The organism is Rhizobacter sp. P2_H3, from assembly GCF_056403355.1.
The window spans coordinates 1-19,226 of record NZ_JBFUFQ010000107.1; the positions used below are offsets into that span (position 1 = coordinate 1).

The following is a 19,226-nucleotide window of genomic DNA, read 5'->3' on the forward strand; positions in this document are numbered from 1 at the left end:
CGCCGGCACGTCGCAGTCGCAGGTCGCGAGCGTCGACCTGACGAAGAACGCCCCGGCTGCGATCAGCAGCGTCATCTACTTCGACTACGACAGCTACGTGGTGAAGGATGAGTTCCGCCCGACGATCGAAGCGCAGGCCAAGAGCCTGTCGGCCAACAAGGCGAAGAAGGTCTCGATCGAAGGCCACACCGACGAGCGCGGCGGCCGCGAGTACAACCTGGCGCTGGGCCAGAAGCGTGCCGAGGCGGTCGTGAAGTCGCTGGAACTGCTGGGCGTGCCGCAGTCGCAGGTCGAGGCCGTCAGCTTCGGCAAGGAGCGTCCGGCAGTGCAGGGCAGCGATGAAGCCGCCTGGGCGAAGAACCGCCGCGCCGAGTTCAACGCCAAGTAAGCCGGAGGCCTGGCATGCAATCGATTCTTCGCGGACGCACCGGCGGCGCCTGGTGGGCGCCGCTGCTGGCGGCTCTGGCCCTGGTGGCGGCGCCGGCCGCGCACGCCGGTCTGTTCGACGACGACGAGGCGCGCAAGGCCATCCTCGAGCTGCGCGGCAAGCTCGAGGAGAGCAACAAGCAGCAGGCGCAGCGCCAGGCCGAGATGAACGCGCAGCTGCTCGAAGAAATCGGCAAGCTCAAGCGCAGCCTGCTCGACCTGAACACGCAGATCGAGCTGATGCGCGGCGATGCCGCCAAGCTGGTCGGCCAGAACGAGCAGCTCACGCGCGACGTGGCCGAGCTGCAGCGCCGCCAGAAGGACATCGCCCAGGGCGTGGACGACCGCATCCGCAAGCTCGAACCGCAGAAGGTCACGATGGACGACAAGGAATTCCTCGTCGATCCGGAGGAGAAGAAGCAGTTCGACGATGCGATGGCGGTGATGCGCAAGGGCGATTTCCCGGGCGCCGCGTCGGCTTTCGTCGCGTTCCGCCAGCGCTACCCGGCCAGCGGCTACAACGACGTGGCGCTGTTCTGGCTCGGCAATGCGCAGTACGGCAAGCGTGAATACCGCGAAGCCACCGCGTCGTTCCGCGAGTTGCTGAAGGTGGCGCCGGCCAGTCCGCGCGCGCCCGAGGCGCTGCTGTCGATCGCGAACTGCCAGCTCGAGCTGAAGGACGCGAAGGGCGCGAAGCGCACGCTCGACGACCTGCTGAAGACCTACCCGAAGTCCGAGGCGGCCGAGGCTGCCAAGGAGCGGCTGGCGTCGATGAAGTGACGGGGCTGCCGTGAACGCCGTCAACGACCTGCCCTTGCCTGATCTGATGGCCCCCGACCTGCTGGCGCCGGACCTGGAGCGCCGCTTCGGCGGCCTGCGCCGGCTGTACGGCGAGGCCGGCTACCAGCGCCTGCGTGCGCTGCGCGTCGCGGTGGTGGGGCTGGGCGGCGTCGGGTCCTGGACGGCGGAGGCGCTCGCGCGCAGCGGCATCGCGTCGCTCGTGCTGATCGACATGGATCACGTGTCCGAGTCGAACATCAACCGGCAGGTGCAGGCGACCGGCGCGACGCTCGGAAAGGCGAAGGGCGAGGCCTTGCGCGAGCGCATCGCCGACATCCACCCGGGCTGCGAGGTGCAGCTGGTCGACGACTTCGTCACCGCGGACAACTGGCCGGCGCTGCTGCCGGGCCCGGTCGACGCGGTGATCGATGCCTGCGACCAGGTGCAGGCCAAGCTCGCGCTGGCGCAGTGGGCGATCGCGACACGCACGCCGCTCGTGATGGCGGGCGCCGCCGGCGGCAAGCGCCGGCCGCAGGCGGTGGAGGTCGACGATCTCGCGAACGTCACGCACGATCCGCTGCTGGCCTCGCTGCGGCAGCGCCTGCGCAAGCAGCATGGCGCCCCGCGCAGCGGCGCGATCGGCGTGCGCTGCGTGTTCTCGCGCGAGGCGGTGGTGATGCCGGCCGCCGAGGGTGACGCCTGTGATATCGACACAACAACCGACGGCAGCCTGAACTGCCACGGCTACGGATCGAGCGTGGTGGTCACCGCAACTTTCGGACTGGTACTGGCGTCGGAAGCGCTCGAAATCGGGCTACAATCGCGGCTCCGCTGAATTGAAGCAGCGCCTGCAAAGATGTTCAAACATCGCACGGGCTTGATTCAAGAATGACCCTGCAAGGCATGCTATAGTCGTGGGCTTGCTGGGTTGTTAGCTCAGTCGGTAGAGCAGCGGACTTTTAATCCGTTGGTCGCAGGTTCAAGTCCTGCACAACCCACCAGGTTTCATGGTTCGGGAAATTTCCCGAGCATGGGCTCCTAGCTCAGTTGGTAGAGCAGCGGACTCTTAATCCGTTGGTCGACAGTTCGAATCTGTCGGGGCCCACCAACACAGAACCCCGGACAGTCCGCAGCAATGCGACTCTCCGGGGTTTTCATTTGTCTGCAGGGAGTTCGCGTGTGAACGTCGAGGCTGCTGGCCCCCCTGCAACAACGCATCGCGACAACTTCGACGGCGTGCGCCTGGTCGCTTCGCTTGCCGTGCTGTGGAGCCACGCATTCCTGCTGACCGGTCGCAGCGAGCCGATGCTGCCGGGCGGGTTGCGGTCACCGGGCCACCTGGCCGTGCTCGTCTTCTTCGCCATGAGCGGCTACCTCGTGTTCGGCAGCTGGGCGCGCGATGGGTCGGTGTTTCGCTTTGCGCAGCGGCGCTTCCTGCGCATCTGGCCCGCCTATGCGGTCAACGTGATCGTCTGCGGGCTCGTGGCCTGGTGGTATGCCAAGGACGACCTCGATCTCATGGGGGCGCAATGGTGGTTCACGAGGCTGTTCTTCAGGGACGTCGACCTGCAGCCGTTCGGACCGACGGTGCGCCATGAACTGAATGGATCCTTGTGGACCATCCGCTACGAGATGGCCTGCTACGTGCTGCTGGCCGCGGGCGGATGGGCGCTGGGGCGCCGGTTGAGATGGGCGGCCCTGGCCGGTCTTGCCCTCTTGCTGCTGGTGTTCGCACGGCAAGGAGGGCAGGCCGGCCTCGACGGCGCCTTGCTTGACTGGGGAAATTTCCCCCACCTGCCGTACTTCGGCGCGTTCTTTCTCTGTGGCGGACTGCTGTTTCACTTCGATCCACGTCAGCGCGCCGTGCCCGTGCTGGTCGGAGCCGGAATGCTGTGCGTCGTGCTCGGCCAGCCGGAGCTCGGCAGCCTGCTGATCCTGCCCGCGGCCAGCGTGTGGATCGGGCGGCGATCATGGCCGGTGCTGCGCGCAGCGGCACGCTGGGGCGATCTCAGCTTCGGCATCTACCTGTGGGCCTGGCCGGCCCAGCAGGTGGCGGTGGTGGCCCTGGGGCGCGATGCGCCGCTGGCGTTGCACCTGGCACTCGCGTTGGCGCTCGTGTTGCCGGCGGCCGCGTTGTCGTGGTATCTGGTCGAGCGGCCGGCCTTGTCGCTGAAACCGACCCGCAGCAGGGTGTCGCCCGGCCTGCCATAGGGCGCCGGATCAACGTTGCCGGATCGCCATCAGCGCGTCCAGCACATGCCGCGTCGCAGGCTCGGGTTTGCCGGCGCGGTGGGCCAGGCCCAGCGGCCGCCACAGGCGCGGCGCGAGTGGCTTGATCACGATGCGCTCGTCGACCGCGGCTGCGCCTTCCTCGCGCGGCAACAGCGCGGCGCCGTAGCCGGCCGCCACCAGGCTCTTGATGGCATCGTTGAAGTTCAGCTCGATGCGCGCCTGTGGCTGTTCGCCGGCGCCGGCGAACCAGTCCGTCGTCATGCGGTGCAGCCGGGTGGTGGCGTCGTTGGCGATCAGCGGGCGGCCCGCGAGCCAGGCCGGCGTGATCGTGCGCGGCGCCGTCCACGCGCGCGGCAGGAAGGCCATCACCGGGTCGCGGCGCCAGGGCACGATCTGCAGGCCCTTGACGGCGGCCTGCGGCAGCGCCACCAGGCCGATGTCGAGCGTGCCTTCCTGCACGCGGGTCAGGGCCTCCTGCGAAGTGAGCACCGCGACCTGCACGTCGATGCCCGGGTGGTCGCGCCCGATGGCCTCGAGCGCCAGCGGCAGCAGCCAGGCCAGCGCGCCGGTGGAAGCCCCGACCCGCACCCGCCCGGCGCGGCCTTCGACCCGGTGCGCCACTTCATCGAGCGCTGCATCGACATCGGCCAGCAGTCGCCGGGCGCGCTCTACCAGCCCTTCGCCGATCCCGGTGGGCAGCACGCGCTGGCGCTGGCGCAGCAGCAGCGGCGCGCCCAGGCGCGACTCCAGTTCGGCCACGTGCAGGCTGACCGTCGGCGCGGCCAGGTGCAGGTGGCGCGCCGCGGCGGCGAACGATCCAAGCTCGGCAATCGTCACCAGCGTGCGCAACTGGTCGAGGTTCAGTTCTCTCATGGTGCTTCAGGTTTCATGAATCTGCTGTTCATGACATTCAACTTTACCGATCGTCGGCCGAACCGCAAGCTCTGCTCTCCACTCCAGGAGGACTTCATGAGCGCGAGCGTTTTCATCGACGGCGACCAGGGCACCACCGGCCTGCAGATCCGCGCGCGGCTGGCCGGGCGACGCGACATCGCCCTCGTGACGCTGCCCGACGCGTTGCGCAAGGATGCCGCCGCGCGTGCCGCTGCCATCAACGACTGCGACGTGGCTGTGCTGTGCCTGCCCGACGAGGCCGCGCGCCAGGCGGTGGCGGCCGTCCGCAACCCGCGCGTGCGGGTGATCGATGCCTCGTCGGCGCACCGCACCGATGCGCACTGGGTCTACGGCTTTCCGGAGATGTCGCCGCAGCAGGCCGGACGCATCGCCCAGGCACGGCGTGTCAGCAATCCGGGGTGCTACCCGACCGGGGCCGTCGCGCTGCTGCGTCCGCTGGTCGAGGCTGGCTGCCTGCGTGCCGATGCGCCGTTGAGCATCCACGCCGTGTCCGGCTACTCCGGACGCGGGCGCGAGGGCATCGACGCCCACGAAGGCCCGGCTGCCGCGGCGGCCTTGCCGTTCCAGACCTACGGCCTCGGCCTGCAGCACAAGCACGTGCCCGAGATCGAGCGGCATGCAGGCCTGCAGGGCCGGCCGTTCTTCGTGCCGTCGTACGGCAACTTCCGGCAGGGCATCGCGCTGACGATCCCGTTGCATGCCTCGATGCTGCAGCGGCCGATGACGGCGCAGGCGGTGCGCGACCTGCTCGCTCGGCACTACCGCGACTGCCGCCATGTGCAGGTGCTGGACGCCGAGCGCACCGGCGCGATGGCGCGGCTCGATCCGCAGGCCCGCAACGGCAGCAACGACCTGCAGCTCGCGGTGTTCGGCAACGACGCCCACGGCCAGTTGCTGCTGAGCGCCGTCTTCGACAACCTCGGCAAGGGTGCATCGGGTGCCGCGGTGCAGAACCTCGCCCTGATGCTCGGACTGGCCGAAGCCCCCGAGCTCGACGCTCGTGAACACGCCCCCCAGGCCCTGGAGCACGCAGCATGAACCACGCGCTGATGAACATCACCGCCCGCCCGGACCAGCTGTTCCTGCGCGGCGAAGGCAGCTGGCTGTGGGACGACCGCGGCCGGCGCCACCTGGACTTCGTGCAAGGCTGGGCGGTGAACACGCTCGGCCACGCGCCGGCCTGCATCCGCGAGGCCCTGGCGCGGCAGTCCGCGCTGCTGCTCACGCCCAGCCCGGCCTTCCACAATGCGCCGGCGCTCGCGCTGGCGGAGCTGCTGTGCCGGAACAGCGACTTCGACCAGGTGTTCTTCACCAACAGCGGCGCCGAGGCGAACGAAGGTGCCATCAAGCTGGCTCGCAAGTGGGGGCAGCTGCACCGGGGCGGCGCCCACGAGATCATCACCTTCCGCGACGCCTTCCACGGCCGCACGCTGGCCACGATGTCGGCCTCCGGCAAGCCGGGCTGGGACCGCATGTTCGCGCCGCAGGTGGCCGGGTTCCCGAAGGCGGTGCTCAACGACCTCGCGTCGGTGCAGGCCCTGGTCGGCCCGGACACCGTGGCCGTCATGCTCGAGCCGGTGCAGGGCGAAAGCGGCGTGCACGCGGCCACGCCCGAGTTCCTGCAAGGCCTGCGCGCGCTGTGCGACCGGCACGGGCTGCTGCTGGTGTTCGACGAAGTCCAGACCGGCATCGGCCGCCTGGGCAGGCTGTTCGGCTACCAGCACTTCGGTGTCGTGCCGGACATCGCGACGCTGGCCAAGGGCCTGGGCGGCGGCGTGCCGATCGGTGCGCTGCTGGCCCGGCAGCGGGCCTGCGTGTTCGCGCACGGCGACCAGGGCGGCACCTTCAACGGCAACCCGCTGATGTGCGCGGTCGGCCTGTCGGTGCTGCACGAGGTGCTGGCCGACGGCTTCCTGGCGCGGGTGCGTGCCACCGGCGACCACCTGGTCGATCGGCTGCAGGCGCTGTCCGACCGCTTCGGCCTGCAAGGGGTGCGCGGCATCGGCTTGCTGCGCGCGCTGGACCTCGGCCGGCCGCTGGCCGCCGACGTGGCGGCCCAGGCCCGTACCGGCGCCGGCCTGCTGCTCAATGCCCCGCGGCCCGCGGTGCTGCGCTTCATGCCGGCGCTCACCGTCACCGCGGCCGAGGTGGACCTGATGATCGACGGCCTCGCGGCCAGCCTGGAGGCCGTCGGGATCGGGAGTTAGCGGGGCCGGGCCGCCTTCCAGCGCGCCCGGCACAGTGCAGCCAGCTCGATCGCGCCCCACAGCAGGCTGCTCGCGACCGCGACGCCGATCTGCCATGCGAGTGCAGGGCGGCTCCAGGGCCTGCCGATGTTGCCGTTGATGCCGCCGTTGATGCTGCCGTTCATCGGCGTCTCCTGAGTGGGCGATCCGGCACCGTAGCAATCCTGCATGACGGTTTGATGGCAGACCGCGCGCGCCGCCCGCGCTATCCTCGGCCGGCACCGCGAGCCCGCCATCCCTTGCAGACCCCGACCGAACTGATCGAATTGCAGCGCCTCATCGACGAGGGCGGCACGCACCTGGGCGCGCGGGTGCTGTGCGAGGTCGACGCCGCAGCCACGGCAGGCGGGCAGCGCCTGCCGGTGATCGCCGTGACGCTCGGCAACCCGGCGCCCGACATCCCGGCGGTCGGCTTCTTCGGCGGCGTGCACGGGCTGGAGCGCATCGGCTCGGCCGTCGTGATGGCGCACCTGCGCAGCCTGGTGATGCGGCTGCGCTGGGACGAGTCGCTGCACCGCCAGCTCGATGGCGTGCGCATGGTGTTCATGCCGGTCGTCAATCCCGGCGGCATCGCACGCGGTACGCGGGCCAACCCGCAGGGCGTCGACCTGATGCGCAACGCGCCGGTCGAGGCGCAGGACCGCGTGCCCTTCCTGCTCGGCGGGCAGCGCCTGAGCGCGTCGCTGCCGTGGTACCGCGGCCCGGCGGGGGCGCCGATGCAGCCCGAGAGCGCGGCGCTGTGCCGCGTGGTCGAAGACGAACTGCTCACGCGGCCGTTCAGCCTGGCGGTCGACTGCCACTCGGGCTTCGGGCTGCGCGACCGGCTGTGGTTCCCGTATGCGCACACGCGAGCGCCGATGGCCCACCTGGCCGAGATGGACGCGCTGCACGGCATCTTCCAGCAATCGCATCCGAACAACCGCTACGTGTTCGAGCCGCAGAGCCGCCAGTACCTCGCGCACGGCGACCTGTGGGATCACCTCTACCAGCGCGCGTCGGCGCTGCCGCAGCGCCTGCTGCTGCCGCTGACGCTGGAGATGGGCTCGTGGCTGTGGGTCAAGAAGAATCCCCGCCAGCTGTTCTCGCGCCACGGCATCTTCAACCCGCTGATCGCGCACCGCCAGCAGCGTGTGCTGCGCCAGCACATGGCGCTGCTCGATTTCCTCGCACGCGCCGCGGCGAGCTGGCGGCGCTGGCTGCCGTCGCCGGACGCGCGCGAGCGCCACGGGCAGTTGGCGCTGCAACGCTGGTACGGCGCCGCGGCTCCTCCTTGAGGCGGATATCAACCCCCTCGAATGCGCGATGCCGCAACAAAGTGTGCATCCGTAAAGTGGACCCATTCCGCCAACGATGGGGCCCCGCATGCACACCAGCTACCTTCCTGCCTTCGACCAGGCGATGCAGTTCCTGTACGAGAAGCACGGCAATGCGATCAGCGAGGACCTCGTGCAGGCCTACTGCGTGCAGGGCCTGCTCAGCGAAGAAGACGGCGTGTTGAAGCTCACCGACCGCGGGCGTGCGATTTTGCGCAAGGCGCCTGTTGCACGGCAGCTACGTCCGTTACAGCTCTGAAATATCGAGCTCTCTTCCTACACGCAAACCGACAGCGCGCGAATACGCTGAAAACCATGTCGGACCTGCACCAAACCCTTCGCACCATGGGCCTGCCCCAGCTGCTGCTGGCGTTGATCTTCCTGTGCAGCTACGGCGTGGCRCTGGGCGGCATGCTCGGCGCCACCGGGCGCTGGCGGGCGGGTGGCGTGGCCGCACTGTCTGCCTTCGCGTTCGGCTTCCTCACCGATCCGTGGGAGCACGCGGTGATGATGGTGGCGTTCGCGGTGATCGGCTTCGGTGCCTTCCTCGCGCTCTCGTGGCTGCTGGCCTGGCTGCCCGAATGGGTCAGCCGCAGTGCACCGGTGCCGGTCGAGCCGCCGGTGGTGGTGCGCGACGCCGACCTGCCGGCCCGCGCGCCGGTGACGGCCGCGCCCGGTCGTCCGCGGCTCGGTCTCTGATCCACGTCTCTGATCCAGAATAGCCGGCATCGGCGGGCTGGCCGCGGCGCCTAGGGCAGGTCGGGATTTCGTCCTACACCGTGCCTCGACCCCCGGTCTTAGCATGACTTCGGGGTTGGGCCGCTGGTAATGCTCCTCCGAATTCGGCGGTCCCTTGGCGGTCAGTGCAGCGCACTGACCGCCTCTTCTCTTTCTGGAGCGACACGATGGTCACGATCCGATGGATGGGCGGGCTGTGCGGCCCGTTGGTGCTGCTGGTGGCTGCGGGTTGTGCATCGACCACGCGCCTCGATTCGCAGTGGAGTGACCCGGCCGTGGCGCCGACCTCGCTGCAAGGCGCGAAGGTGCTGGTGGTGTGCGATGCCGACGAGGCCCCGCTGCGCCAGATCTGCCAGGACCAGATGCGTTCCGAGGTCACCGCGCGCGGGGCGACGGCGGTCGCGTTCGACGACACCGATCGCGCGCTGGCCGGCAACACGGCCGCTGCGTCCAAGCCCACCAACGAGTACGTCGCGATCGCGCGCGAGCGCGGCGCCAGCGCGGTGCTGCGCACGCGCGCGATGCCTTCGCTGTCGCGCCCCGACAGCGGCGTGAGCCTCGGTTTCGGGCTCGGCACCTTCGGCTCCGGCGTCGGGCTGGGCGTCGGCATGTCGACACCGGTGGGCGGTGGCGGCAACGCGACGGTCGGCTATGCGGCCGAGACCAGCATCACCGACGTGCGCAGCGGCAAGCTGATGTGGACCGGCCGCGCGACCACTGCACCGTCGAAAGAGGTGAACAAGCAGATGGCCGAGTTGGCGACTGCATTGCTGGCGGGCGCGCAAAAGGCCGGCTGGTTCTGATGAAACGCTCCCCCCGAAGCGCCTTCGGCGCCTCCCCCCAGGGGGCGCCGCCAGCGGCCCGGCAAAGCCGGTTCCGCGGCGTCCGCTTGGCTGTGCTGCTCCATGCGGCGTCGCTGCTGCTTCTCGCCGGCTGCGCAGGCTACGGCCCCGGCGGCCTGATGCCCGGCGCGACCACCGGCGCGATCACCGAGCGCATGGGCCCGCCCACCGGCGAGTACCCGCTGCCCGGCGGCGGCAAGCGCCTCGAGTACGCGCGTGGCCCGTTCGGCAAGCACACCTACATGCTCGACGTCGATGCGCAGGGCCGGCTGGGTGGCTGGCAGCAGGTGCTGACCGAGGAGCGCTTCAACGCGGTGGCCATCGGCACGCCGGGCTCGCAGATCCTGTTCGAGTTCGGCCGTCCGGCGCAGCAGCAGCACATCGGCCGGCAGCACCTGACGGTGTGGTCGTACCGCTACTGGACGCCGTTCTGCCAGTGGTTCCAGGTCAGCGTCGGCGATGATGGCAAGGTGGTCGAGACCGGGTACGGGATCGATCCGATGTGCGACTACAACGATCACGACAACGACAGCCGACCATGAGCGCTTCCGCTTCGATCTCCCTGTATGGCATCCCCAACTGCGACACCGTCAAGAAGGCCCGCCAGTGGCTGGCCGGGCAGGGCGCCGAGGTGCAGTTCCACGACTTCAAGAAAGAGGGCGTGCCTGACGCGCTGATCGACGGCTGGCTGACGCAGGTCGGGTGGGAGGTGCTGCTGAACCGCAAGGGCAACACCTGGCGCGGGCTCGACGACGCGACCCAGGCCGGCGTGACCGATGCCGCGTCGGCGCGCGCCGTGATGCAGGCGCAGCCGAGCACGATCAAGCGCCCGGTGGTGCGCTGGCCCGACGGCCGGGTGACCGTCGGGTTCTCGGAAGAAGCGTTCGCRAAGGCTCTGAAGGCCTGACGCTCAACTGGCGATCAGGCGGCGAGCAGCTGCCTCAGCACGAACGGCAGGATGCCCCCGTGCTTGTAGTAGTCCACCTCGATCGGCGTGTCGATGCGCAGCGTCAGCTTCACGTCGTGCTGCGTGCCGTCCACCCGCTTGATCACCAGCGTCGCTTCCTGCTGCGGCTTCAGGTCGGCGCCCAGCAGCACGTCGAAGGTCTCATCGCCGGTAATGCCCAGCGACTGCCATGAATCCGTGCCGCGGAACTGCAGCGGAAGCACCCCCATGCCGACCAGGTTGGAACGGTGGATGCGCTCGTAGCTGCGCGCCACCACCGCCTTGATGCCCAGCAGTTGCGTGCCCTTGGCCGCCCAGTCGCGCGATGAGCCGGTGCCGTATTCCTCGCCGGCGAACACGATGGTCGGCGTGCCGGCCGCCATGTATTTCATCGCCGCATCGTAGATGAACATCTTCTCGTTGCCCGGCTGGAAGCGCGTCAGGCCGCCTTCCTCGCGGCTGCCGTCCTCCTGCGGCGGGATCATCAGGTTCTTGATCCGCACGTTGGCGAAGGTGCCGCGCACCATCACATCGTGGTTGCCGCGGCGCGAGCCGTAGCTGTTGAAGTCGGCCTTCAGCACGCCGTTGTCCTTCAGCCACTTGCCGGCCGGCGTGGCCTCCTTGATCGAGCCGGCCGGCGAGATGTGGTCGGTGGTGATCGAGTCGCCGAACAGCGCCATCGCACGCGCGCCCTTCACGCCCGCATCGGCCAGCGCCGGCGTCATGTGGAAGCCGTCGAAGAACGGCGGCTTCGCGATGTAGGTGCTGTTCGGCCAGGTGTAGACCTCGCCCTTCACGCCCTTGATCTGCTCCCACAGCTTGCCGGGCTTGCGGTCGATCTTCTCGTAGTTGTCGCGGTAGGCCCCGGCGTTCATCGCGAACTTCATCAGCTTGGCGATCTCGTCGGCGGTCGGCCAGATGTCGCCCAGGTAGATGTCGCGCCCGCCCTTGCCCTTGCCCACCGGCTCGGTCATCAGGTCGCGCGTCGCGTTRCCGGCGATCGCGTAGGCCACCACCAGCGGCGGCGACGCGAGGAAGTTCGCCTTCAGGTTCGGGTGGATGCGCGCCTCGAAGTTGCGGTTGCCCGACAGCACCGCGGCGCACACCAGGTCGTTCTTCGTGATCAGCTCGTTCAGCTCGGGCGTCAGGTCGCCGGCGTTGCCGATGCAGGTGGTGCAGCCGTAGCCGGCCAGGTTGAAGCCGAGCTTGTCGAGGTAGGGCGTGAGGCCGGTCTTCTCGAGGTACTCGGTGACGATGCGCGAGCCGGGCGCGAGCGAGGTCTTGATGTGCTTCGCGACCGTCAGCCCGGCCTCCACCGCCTTCTTGGCCAGCAGGCCGGCGGCCAGCAGCACCGCCGGGTTCGAGGTGTTGGTGCACGAGGTGATCGCCGCGATCAGCACGTCGCCGTTGCGCACCTCCAGGCCGTCCTTGGTCGTGAACACCTGGTGCAGCTTCTCGGCCGGCTGGTTGAAGCCGTTGGCCGAGGTCGGCTTGCTGAACAGCTCGGTGAACTCGCTCTTCATCTTGCCGAGCTCGATGCGGTCCTGCGGGCGCTTCGGGCCGGCCAGCGACGGCGTCACCGTCGACAGGTCGAGCGAGACCTCCTTCGAGAAGTGGATGTCGCCCGACTTGGGCACGCCGAACATGCCCTGCGCCTTGAAGTAGGCCTCGAACGCATCGATCTCGGCCTTGGTGCGGCCGGTGCCCTTGAAGTACTCGATGGTCTTGCCGTCGACCGGGAAGAAGCCCATCGTCGCGCCGTACTCGGGCGCCATGTTGGCGATGGTCGCGCGGTCGGGCAGCGACAGCGTGCTGGTGCCCTCGCCGAAGAACTCGACGAACTTGCCGACCACCTTCTCGCGGCGCAGCAGTTCGGTGACGGTGAGCACCAGGTCGGTGGCGGTCACGCCTTCGCGCAGCTGGCCGGTGAGTTCCAGGCCGACCACGTCGGGCGTCAGGAAGTAGACCGGCTGGCCGAGCATGCCGGCCTCGGCCTCGATGCCGCCGACGCCCCAGCCGACCACGCCGATGCCGTTGATCATCGTCGTGTGGCTGTCGGTGCCGACCAGCGAATCCGGGTAGTAGATGCCGTCCTTCTTGTGCACGCCGCGCGCCAGGTACTCCAGGTTCACCTGGTGCACGATGCCGAAGCCCGGCGGCACGACGCCGAAGGTGTCGAAGGCCTGCATGCCCCACTTCATGAACTCGTAGCGCTCGTTGTTGCGCTGGAACTCGAGCTTCATGTTCAGGTCGAGGGCGTTCTTGGTGCCGTAGTAGTCGACCATCACCGAGTGGTCGACGACCAGGTCGACCGGCACCAGCGGCTCGATGGTCTTCGGGTTCTTGCCCATCGCCTGCGCGACGCTGCGCATCGCGGCCAGGTCGGCCAGCAGCGGCACGCCGGTGAAATCCTGCAGCACGACGCGGGCGACCACGAACGGGATCTCGTCGACGCGCTCGGCCGTCGGCTGCCAGTTGGCGAGCTGGGCGACGTGCTCCGGCGTGACCTTCTTGCCGTCGCAATTGCGCAGCACCGACTCGAGCACGATGCGGATCGAGATCGGCAGCTGGTTGACGTTCGGGTAGGTCTTGGCCAGCTCCGGCAGCGAGAAATACTGCCCGGCCTTGCCGGAACCGGTCTTCAGCGTCTTCAGCGTGTTCGAGAAGGCGTGGGACTTCTTCGTGGACTTGTCGTCTTGGGCCATGGGCAGCTCTCCGTGAGGGGTCATCGCAGGGGCGGGTCGGGCGATTGTGCCCCTGGGCGCAGCAAGATCCGTGACACCGCTCACGAAAACCCCATGCGATCACGGCCCTGAAGACCCCCCGGGGCGTGAAGTGAGCGGTATTCCTGCGCCTTTTGCCCTGACCGGGGCGGGCCGGACCTGCCCACAATGGGGCGAGCCGATATTCTCCGGCCCCTCACGGACGCCCCACGCATGGACCACCGCCCCGCCACGCCCGCCTCCTCCGCGACCCCCGCCGAGGTGGAGCGCGAAATCGCGCATGCCCGCTCGGGCGGGATGCAGCTCAACGAGCTGCTCGACCGCGCCCAGAGCCTGGCCCAGCGCGGCCTGGCCGAGGCGTCGGCGCAGCTGTACGAGAACTGGATCGCCCACACCGAATCGCCGTGGCGCCACGTCGCCTGCTTCAACTGGGGCACCGTGCTGGGGCTGATGAACCGCCATGCCGAAGCCGAGCAGGCCTACCGCCGGGCGCTCACCTTCCATGCCGATTTCCCGCAGGCGCGCCTGAACCTGGGTCACCAGCTGGAGCACCTGGGCCGCCCTGAGGAGGCGCTCGCCGAGTGGCGCACCGTCGTCGAGGTCACCGAATCGAACCCGCAGGGCCTGCGCGAGATCCGGCTGCATGCGCTGAACAACCTGGCGCGGTTGCTGGAGATGCAGCGCCGCTTCGCCGAATCCGAGGCCTGCCTGGTGAAGAGCCTCGAGCTGAAGGCCGACCAGTCCGACGTGCTGCAGCACTACGTGCACATCCGCCAGAAGCAGTGCGAATGGCCGGTCTACCAGGCGGTGGGCGAGGTCACGCCGAACCAGATGATGGTCGGCACCTCGCCGCTGGCCACGCTGGGCCTGAGCGACGACCCCGCGGTTCAGCTGATGGCGGCGCAGCGCTTCGTGCACACCCGCGTGCCCAAGCCGCCGGCCGTGCCGGTGCATGCCGGCCGCCCGCCGCGCACCGGCCGCATCAAGATCGGTTACCTGTCGGGCGACCTGTGCATGCATGCGGTCGGGCTGCTGACCGCCGAGCTGCTGGAGCTGCACGACCGCAGCCGCTTCGAGGTGCACGGCTTCTGCTGGTCGCGCGAGGACGGCACGCCGCTGCGCGCCCGGCTGCGCCGCGCGATGGACGTGTTCGTGCCGCTCGCCGGCGTCGACGACGCGACGGCCGCCCAGCTGATCGCGCAGCACGGCATCGACGTTCTGGTCGACCTGCAGGGCATCACCAACGGCGCGCGGCCGGCCATCCTCGGCCACCGCCCGGCACCGGTGCAGGTCAGCTACCTGGGCCTGCCGGCCACCTCCGGCCTGCCGGGGGTCGACTGGATCCTGGCCGACCGCTTCGTGATGCCGCCCGAGCTGCTGCCCTACATGACCGAGAAGCCACTGTACGTGCCGCACTGCTACCAGGTCAGCGACCGCCAGCGCGAGAGCGGCGCGGTGCCGACGCGCGCGCAGTACGGGCTGCCGGAAGACGCCTTCGTGTTCTGCTCGTTCAACAACAACCACAAGTTCACCGAGCCGGTGTTCGCAAGCTGGATGCGCATGCTGCAGCAGGTGCCGCGCAGCGTGCTGTGGCTGCTGGCCGACAACGAATGGTCGCAGGAGAACATGCTGCGCCAGGCCGACGCGTTCGGCATCGCACGCGAGCGGCTGATCTTCGCGCCGCGCGTGATGCCGGCCGACTACCTGGCGCGCTTCCCGCTGGCCGACCTGTTCCTCGACACCTTCCCGTACAACGCCGGCACCACCGCGAGCGACGCGCTGTGGATGGGCCTGCCGATCCTCACCTGCGCCGGGCGCACCTACATCGCGCGCATGGCCGGCAGCCTGCTGACGGCCGTCGGCCTGCCCGACCTGATCACCGGCTCGATCGACGACTACGAGCGCCTGGGCGTGCAGCTGGGCAACAACCCGGCGCGCATCGCGTCGTACAAGCGCTACCTGGCCGAGCACGGCCGGCAATCGAAGCTGTTCGACGTGCCGGGCCTGGTGCGCGACATCGAGACCGAGTTCGAGCGGCTCGCGCTGCAGCACCGCGGCTGAACGAGTCACGACGGTGCCCTCCTGACCCATGGACCGACAAGAGCCCTTCATCGAACCCGGAGCCGGCGGCGCTGCCGCGGTGCCGCCGGACGATGCGCTGCTGCAGTCCATCGTCTGGCTGACGCGCCACCACGGCCGCGAGCGCTCGGCGGCGTCGCTGCTGGCCGGCATGCCGCTGGCCGGCGCGCTCGGGCCCGACCAGGCGGTGCGCGCGATGCGCGAGGCCGGCTTCAACGCCGGGCTGGTGCAACGCAAGATCGCCGACATCCATTCGCTGCTGCTGCCGGCCGTGCTGCTGCTGCGCAACGGCGATGCCTGCATCGTCGTCAAGCGCCTGTCCGCCGAGGCGTACGAGGTGGTGATGCCGGGGCCGGAGTCGCACACCTGCAAGGCGAGCGAGGCCGAGCTGGCCGGCGAGTACACCGGCATCGCGTTCGTCGCGTCGCCGAAGGTGCAGGCGCCGAACGCCGAGCACAACGAGGCGCTGCGCGACCCGAACAGCCACTGGCTGTGGGGCACGATGCGCCGCTTCATCCCGTACTACCGCTCGTCGCTGCTGGCCGCATTGCTCAGCAACGTGCTGATGATGGTGACCGGCCTCGTCACCTCGGTGGTCTACGACAAGGTGATCCCGCACCAGGCCTTCGTCACGCTGTGGGCGCTGGCCACCGGCGCGGCGCTCGCGCTGGTGTTCGACCTGGTCGCGCGCCAGCTGCGCACCCACCTGATCGACGCGGCCGGCAAGAAGGCCGACCTGATCATCGGCTCGATGCTGTTCCGCCAGACGCTGGGCGTGCGCATGGAGCACCGGCCGGCGTCGGCGGGCTCGTATGCGCACCACCTGGCGCAGGTCGAGCTGGTGCGCGATTTCTTCGCCGGCGCGACGCTGTCGGCCGTCAGCGACCTGCCGTTCATCGCGCTGTTCGTCGCGATGGTCTTCATCATCGGCGGGCCGCTCGGCTGGGTGATCGTGCTCGCGATCCCGCTGATCCTCAGCCTGGCCTGGGCGATCCAGAGTTCGCTGCGCCGCTCGATGGCGGCCAACATGCACCACCAGGCCGACCTGCAGGGCATGCTGGTCGAGGCCGTGGAGGGGATCGAAGACCTGAAGGCCGCCGGCGCGCAGGGCCAGTTCCTGCGCCGCTATGAAGACGCCACCGCGGCGGCCGCCGAATCGGCGCTGCGCGCGCGGGCGCTGTCGGGGCTCACCAACAACATCTCGGCCGCCGCGCAGCAGGCCATCACGCTGGTGATGCTGGTGTGGGGCGTGTACCTGATCAAGGACGGCGCGGTCAGCGGCGGGGCGCTGATCGGCGCGGTGATGTTCGCCGGGCGCGCGATCGCGCCGCTCGGCAGCGTGGTCAGCCTCGCGACGCGCTACCAGGGCGCCCGCGCGGCGATGGTGGCGCTCGACCAGATGATGGCGCTGCCGGTGGAGCGCGAGCACGGCAAGAGCTACATCGCGAACCACCGCGTCACCGGCAAGCTGGCGCTGAACGACCTGAGCTTCGCCTACCCGGCGACCGGCGACGATGCGCCACCGAAGGTGCTGAAGGGAATCAACCTGAAATTCGAGCCGGGCGAGCGGGTCGTGATCCTCGGTCGGATCGGCAGCGGCAAGTCGACGATCCTGCGGCTGCTCGCGGGGCTGTACCAGCCGACCGAGGGCATGGTCGAGGCTGACGGCATCGACCTGCGGCAGATCGACCCGGCCGACTTCCGCGCGAAGGTCGGTTTCGTGTCGCAGGAGCCGCGGCTGTTCAACGGCACGCTGCGCGAGAACGTGATGCTCGGCCGCGCGACGGTCGACCCGGCGCGGCTGGCCGAGGTGGCCCGCGTGACCGGGCTCGACCGCGTGGTCGCCTCGCACCCGCAGGGCTGGGAGCTGTCGGTCGGCGAGATGGGCGGGCTGTTGTCGGGCGGGCAGCGGCAGCTGGTCGCGCTGGCGCGCTGCCTCGCGACGCAGCCGCAGATCCTGCTGATGGACGAACCGACGAGTTCGATGGATGCGCAGTCGGAAGTGATGTTCCTGCGCCAGCTGAACGAGGCGGCCGGCAAGCGCACGCTGATCATGGTGACGCACCGCCCGGCGGTGCTGGAGCTGGCGCAGCGGGTGATCGTGGTCGACGGCGGCAGGATCGTGCTCGACGGGCCGAAGGCGCAGGTGCTGGCGGCGCTGTCGGGGGCGAAGCCGGCGGCGACGGCGACGCCGGAGGGCACGGGCCCGAGCAACCTGCACCTGCACCCGGCGGCTCAGCCCGTTCAACGTGAGGCGGCGGTCTGACCATGTTCGGCAAGAAGCAGAAGCAGGCCGAGCTGAAGTCCGGCGACGCCAAGTTCCTCAGCGAGGTCCGCGCCGCGCAGGTGATGGACGACATGTCGCGCGCGACCTGGACGCTGTACCTGATGGCGATCGCGGTGATCGTCGCGATCGCGTGGGCGTCCACCGCCCGCGTCGACGAGATCACGCGCGCCGACGGCCGCGTGGTGCCCGACGGCAAGGAGCAGGTGATCGCGAGCCTGGAAGGCGGCATCCTGCGCGAGCTGTTCGTGCGCGAGGGCATGCAGGTGCAGGAGGGGCAGGAGCTGGCGCAACTCGACCCGACGCGCTTCGAATCGCAGCAGAACGAGGGCCAGGTCAAGCGCGCCGCGCTGCGTGGCACGGTCGCGCGGCTGACGGCCGAGGCGAACGGCCGGGCCTTGCAATTCCCGTCCGACGTGTCGGCGCTTTCCAGCGTCGTCGAATCGGAGACCGATGCCTACAACGCCCGCAAGCGCGCGCTCGACGAGGCGGTGCGCTCGAACAGCCGCAGCATCGAGCTGGTGATGAAGGAGCTGGGCGTCTCGGAGGCGATGTCGGCGAAGGGCCTGATGTCCGAGGTCGAGGTGATGCGGCTGCGCCGCCAGGTCAACGACCTGCACCTGCAGTCGCAGGAGCGGGTCAACCGTTTCCGGCAGGACGCAAGCACCGAGCTCGTGCGGGTGCAGACCGACCTGGCGCAGATCGAGGAGCAGCTAGCCGGCCGGCAGGATGTGCTGCGCCGCACGGTGCTGAAGTCGCCGGTGCGCGGGCTGGTGAAGAACATCCGCTCGGTGACGGTGGGCGGCGTCGTGAGCCCGGGCGCCGCGATGATGGAGATCGTGCCGATCACGTCGCGGGTGCTGATCGAGGCGCGCGTGAAGCCGTCTGAGATCGGCTTCCTGCGGGTCGGGCAGACGGCCGAAGTGAAGCTGGCGGCCTACGACTACACGACCTACGGCGGGTTGAAGGGCAAGATCGAGTACATCAGCCCCGACGCGCTCGGCGACACCGAGAAGACAGCCGCGCCCGACCAGACCTACTACCGCGTGATGCTGCGCACCGAGCGCTCCACGCTGCGCGAGAAGGGCAAGCCGCTGACGGTGCTGCCGGGCATGACCGGCTCGGTGGAGGTGCGCACCGGGGAACGCTCGGTGCTGAGCTTCTTGCTGCGGCCGATGCTGAAGTCCAAAGAGGCATTCCGGGAGAGGTGATTTGTCAGGTCGGGTTGGCGCGGAAGGCGCGGGCGGGGAGTCTGGGGCTCGCCGGTCGCGGCGGTCATTGCCCCTGGGGGGCAATGACTCCCCTGCGCTGACTGGTTTCATGGCCCGTCGCCCAAACTCCCGCCACTCACTTCGTTCGTTGTGGTCAAACAGTGGGCGACAGTCAGTTCACGAAGCGTGCTGCGCACGCGGGCCATGAAACCAGCCAGCTCCGGCGCCACTCCCTTATTGGCGCTCCCCAGACTCCCCGCCCGCACCTTCTGCCACCGCCCTGCCTTGGGGAGGTGACAAGCGAATAAATGAGGGTTGAGCCCGGGTTGTCACCCGGGCAGGTGCCGTGCCAGTGGTCAAGCGGGATGGGGGCTTTGGGGCGTGTAGCCCGGGTGCCAATCCGGGGATCCATCCTCATTTGTTCGCTTGTCAAAGTCGAAGTACCGGGGTGGTGGCCCAAAGGCGCGTGGGGGAGTCTGTGGAGCGCCAAT

Annotated in this window: 18 protein-coding genes and 2 tRNA genes; 17 read left to right on the plus strand and 3 right to left on the minus strand. The window is 69.4% G+C overall.

What is annotated here, in order from left to right; translation table 11 throughout:
* The 6 genes from pal to AC1D1T_RS18920 all read left to right on the plus strand — a co-directional run.
* On the plus strand, nt 1-388 hold a 388-nt coding region (gene pal / locus AC1D1T_RS18895), incomplete at its 5' end, for a peptidoglycan-associated lipoprotein Pal (protein WP_477992301.1).
* A 14-nt stretch (nt 389-402) separates the two neighbouring features.
* Nucleotides 403-1,206 (plus strand): tol-pal system protein YbgF, encoded by an 804-nt coding sequence (gene ybgF / locus AC1D1T_RS18900; protein ID WP_477827903.1) that lies wholly within the window; start codon nt 403-405, stop codon nt 1,204-1,206.
* 46 nt (nt 1,207-1,252) lie between these two features.
* Entirely contained in the window at nt 1,253-2,041 is a 789-nt protein-coding gene (locus tag AC1D1T_RS18905) for a tRNA threonylcarbamoyladenosine dehydratase (RefSeq protein ID WP_477843330.1), read from the plus strand.
* 90 nt (nt 2,042-2,131) lie between these two features.
* A tRNA-Lys gene (locus AC1D1T_RS18910) sits at nt 2,132-2,207 on the plus strand.
* Between the two features lie 31 nt (nt 2,208-2,238).
* Nucleotides 2,239-2,314, plus strand: a tRNA-Lys gene (locus tag AC1D1T_RS18915).
* 71 nt (nt 2,315-2,385) lie between these two features.
* On the plus strand, nt 2,386-3,417 hold the full coding sequence (locus AC1D1T_RS18920; protein ID WP_477843328.1) for an acyltransferase family protein: 1,032 nt from the start codon (nt 2,386-2,388) through the stop codon (nt 3,415-3,417).
* 9 nt (nt 3,418-3,426) lie between these two features.
* Here the strand turns inward: AC1D1T_RS18920 and AC1D1T_RS18925 are convergent, their stop codons facing one another.
* Complete coding sequence (locus AC1D1T_RS18925; protein ID WP_477992302.1) at nt 3,427-4,311, minus strand: LysR family transcriptional regulator; 885 nt, start codon at nt 4,309-4,311, stop codon at nt 3,427-3,429.
* Nucleotides 4,312-4,407: 96 nt separating this feature from the next.
* On the opposite strand from AC1D1T_RS18925, the gene argC reads away from it, so the two are divergent.
* Both argC and AC1D1T_RS18935 read left to right on the plus strand, forming a co-directional pair.
* Nucleotides 4,408-5,391, plus strand: coding sequence for an N-acetyl-gamma-glutamyl-phosphate reductase (gene argC, locus AC1D1T_RS18930; RefSeq protein ID WP_465114649.1), 984 nt, complete (start codon nt 4,408-4,410; stop codon nt 5,389-5,391).
* Nucleotides 5,388-6,560, plus strand: a complete 1,173-nt coding sequence (locus AC1D1T_RS18935) for an acetylornithine transaminase (RefSeq protein WP_477841057.1) — start codon at nt 5,388-5,390, stop codon at nt 6,558-6,560. Before argC ends, AC1D1T_RS18935 begins: the two co-directional genes overlap by 4 nt.
* On the opposite strand, the gene AC1D1T_RS18940 is transcribed toward AC1D1T_RS18935, so the two are convergent.
* Nucleotides 6,557-6,724, minus strand: a complete 168-nt coding sequence (locus AC1D1T_RS18940) for a hypothetical protein (protein WP_156154840.1) — start codon at nt 6,722-6,724, stop codon at nt 6,557-6,559. The two genes, AC1D1T_RS18935 and AC1D1T_RS18940, sit on opposite strands and share 4 nt — an antisense overlap.
* 114 nt (nt 6,725-6,838) lie before the next feature.
* Between AC1D1T_RS18940 and AC1D1T_RS18945 the strand changes: the two genes are divergently transcribed.
* From AC1D1T_RS18945 to AC1D1T_RS18970, 6 genes are all read left to right on the plus strand, one after another.
* Complete coding sequence (locus AC1D1T_RS18945; RefSeq protein ID WP_477827266.1) at nt 6,839-7,873, plus strand: M14 family zinc carboxypeptidase; 1,035 nt, start codon at nt 6,839-6,841, stop codon at nt 7,871-7,873.
* Nucleotides 7,874-7,961: 88 nt separating this feature from the next.
* Nucleotides 7,962-8,171 (plus strand): hypothetical protein, encoded by a 210-nt coding sequence (locus AC1D1T_RS18950; RefSeq protein WP_047505622.1) that lies wholly within the window; start codon nt 7,962-7,964, stop codon nt 8,169-8,171.
* 86 nt (nt 8,172-8,257) lie between these two features.
* Nucleotides 8,258-8,611: a hypothetical protein gene (locus AC1D1T_RS18955; protein WP_465114652.1), complete on the plus strand. Its 354-nt coding sequence runs from the start codon at nt 8,258-8,260 to the stop codon at nt 8,609-8,611.
* A gap of 206 nt (nt 8,612-8,817) precedes the next feature.
* Nucleotides 8,818-9,453 (plus strand): hypothetical protein, encoded by a 636-nt coding sequence (locus AC1D1T_RS18960; RefSeq protein WP_477827265.1) that lies wholly within the window; start codon nt 8,818-8,820, stop codon nt 9,451-9,453.
* Between the two features lie 92 nt (nt 9,454-9,545).
* Nucleotides 9,546-10,034: a hypothetical protein gene (locus AC1D1T_RS18965; protein ID WP_477827267.1), complete on the plus strand. Its 489-nt coding sequence runs from the start codon at nt 9,546-9,548 to the stop codon at nt 10,032-10,034.
* Nucleotides 10,031-10,399 (plus strand): ArsC family reductase, encoded by a 369-nt coding sequence (locus AC1D1T_RS18970; protein WP_477827264.1) that lies wholly within the window; start codon nt 10,031-10,033, stop codon nt 10,397-10,399. The genes AC1D1T_RS18965 and AC1D1T_RS18970 overlap by 4 nt, the downstream gene beginning before the upstream one ends.
* A gap of 14 nt (nt 10,400-10,413) precedes the next feature.
* On the opposite strand, the gene acnA is transcribed toward AC1D1T_RS18970, so the two are convergent.
* Nucleotides 10,414-13,143, minus strand: coding sequence for an aconitate hydratase AcnA (acnA, locus tag AC1D1T_RS18975; RefSeq protein WP_477992303.1), 2,730 nt, complete (start codon nt 13,141-13,143; stop codon nt 10,414-10,416).
* Nucleotides 13,144-13,374: 231 nt separating this feature from the next.
* Here acnA and AC1D1T_RS18980 point away from each other — a divergent pair, with 231 nt between their 5' ends.
* Genes AC1D1T_RS18980 through AC1D1T_RS18990 form a run of 3 tightly spaced genes read left to right on the plus strand, consistent with a single transcriptional unit; the run spans nt 13,375 to nt 18,735 of the window.
* Nucleotides 13,375-15,222: an O-linked N-acetylglucosamine transferase, SPINDLY family protein gene (locus AC1D1T_RS18980; protein WP_477992304.1), complete on the plus strand. Its 1,848-nt coding sequence runs from the start codon at nt 13,375-13,377 to the stop codon at nt 15,220-15,222.
* Between the two features lie 28 nt (nt 15,223-15,250).
* Nucleotides 15,251-17,506, plus strand: coding sequence for a type I secretion system permease/ATPase (locus AC1D1T_RS18985; protein ID WP_477826932.1), 2,256 nt, complete (start codon nt 15,251-15,253; stop codon nt 17,504-17,506).
* 2 nt (nt 17,507-17,508) lie between these two features.
* Nucleotides 17,509-18,735 carry an HlyD family type I secretion periplasmic adaptor subunit gene (locus AC1D1T_RS18990; RefSeq protein WP_047505632.1) on the plus strand — a complete coding sequence of 409 codons (1,227 nt, stop codon included), beginning with the start codon at nt 17,509-17,511 and terminating at the stop codon, nt 18,733-18,735.
* Nucleotides 18,736-19,226 lie beyond the last annotated feature (491 nt).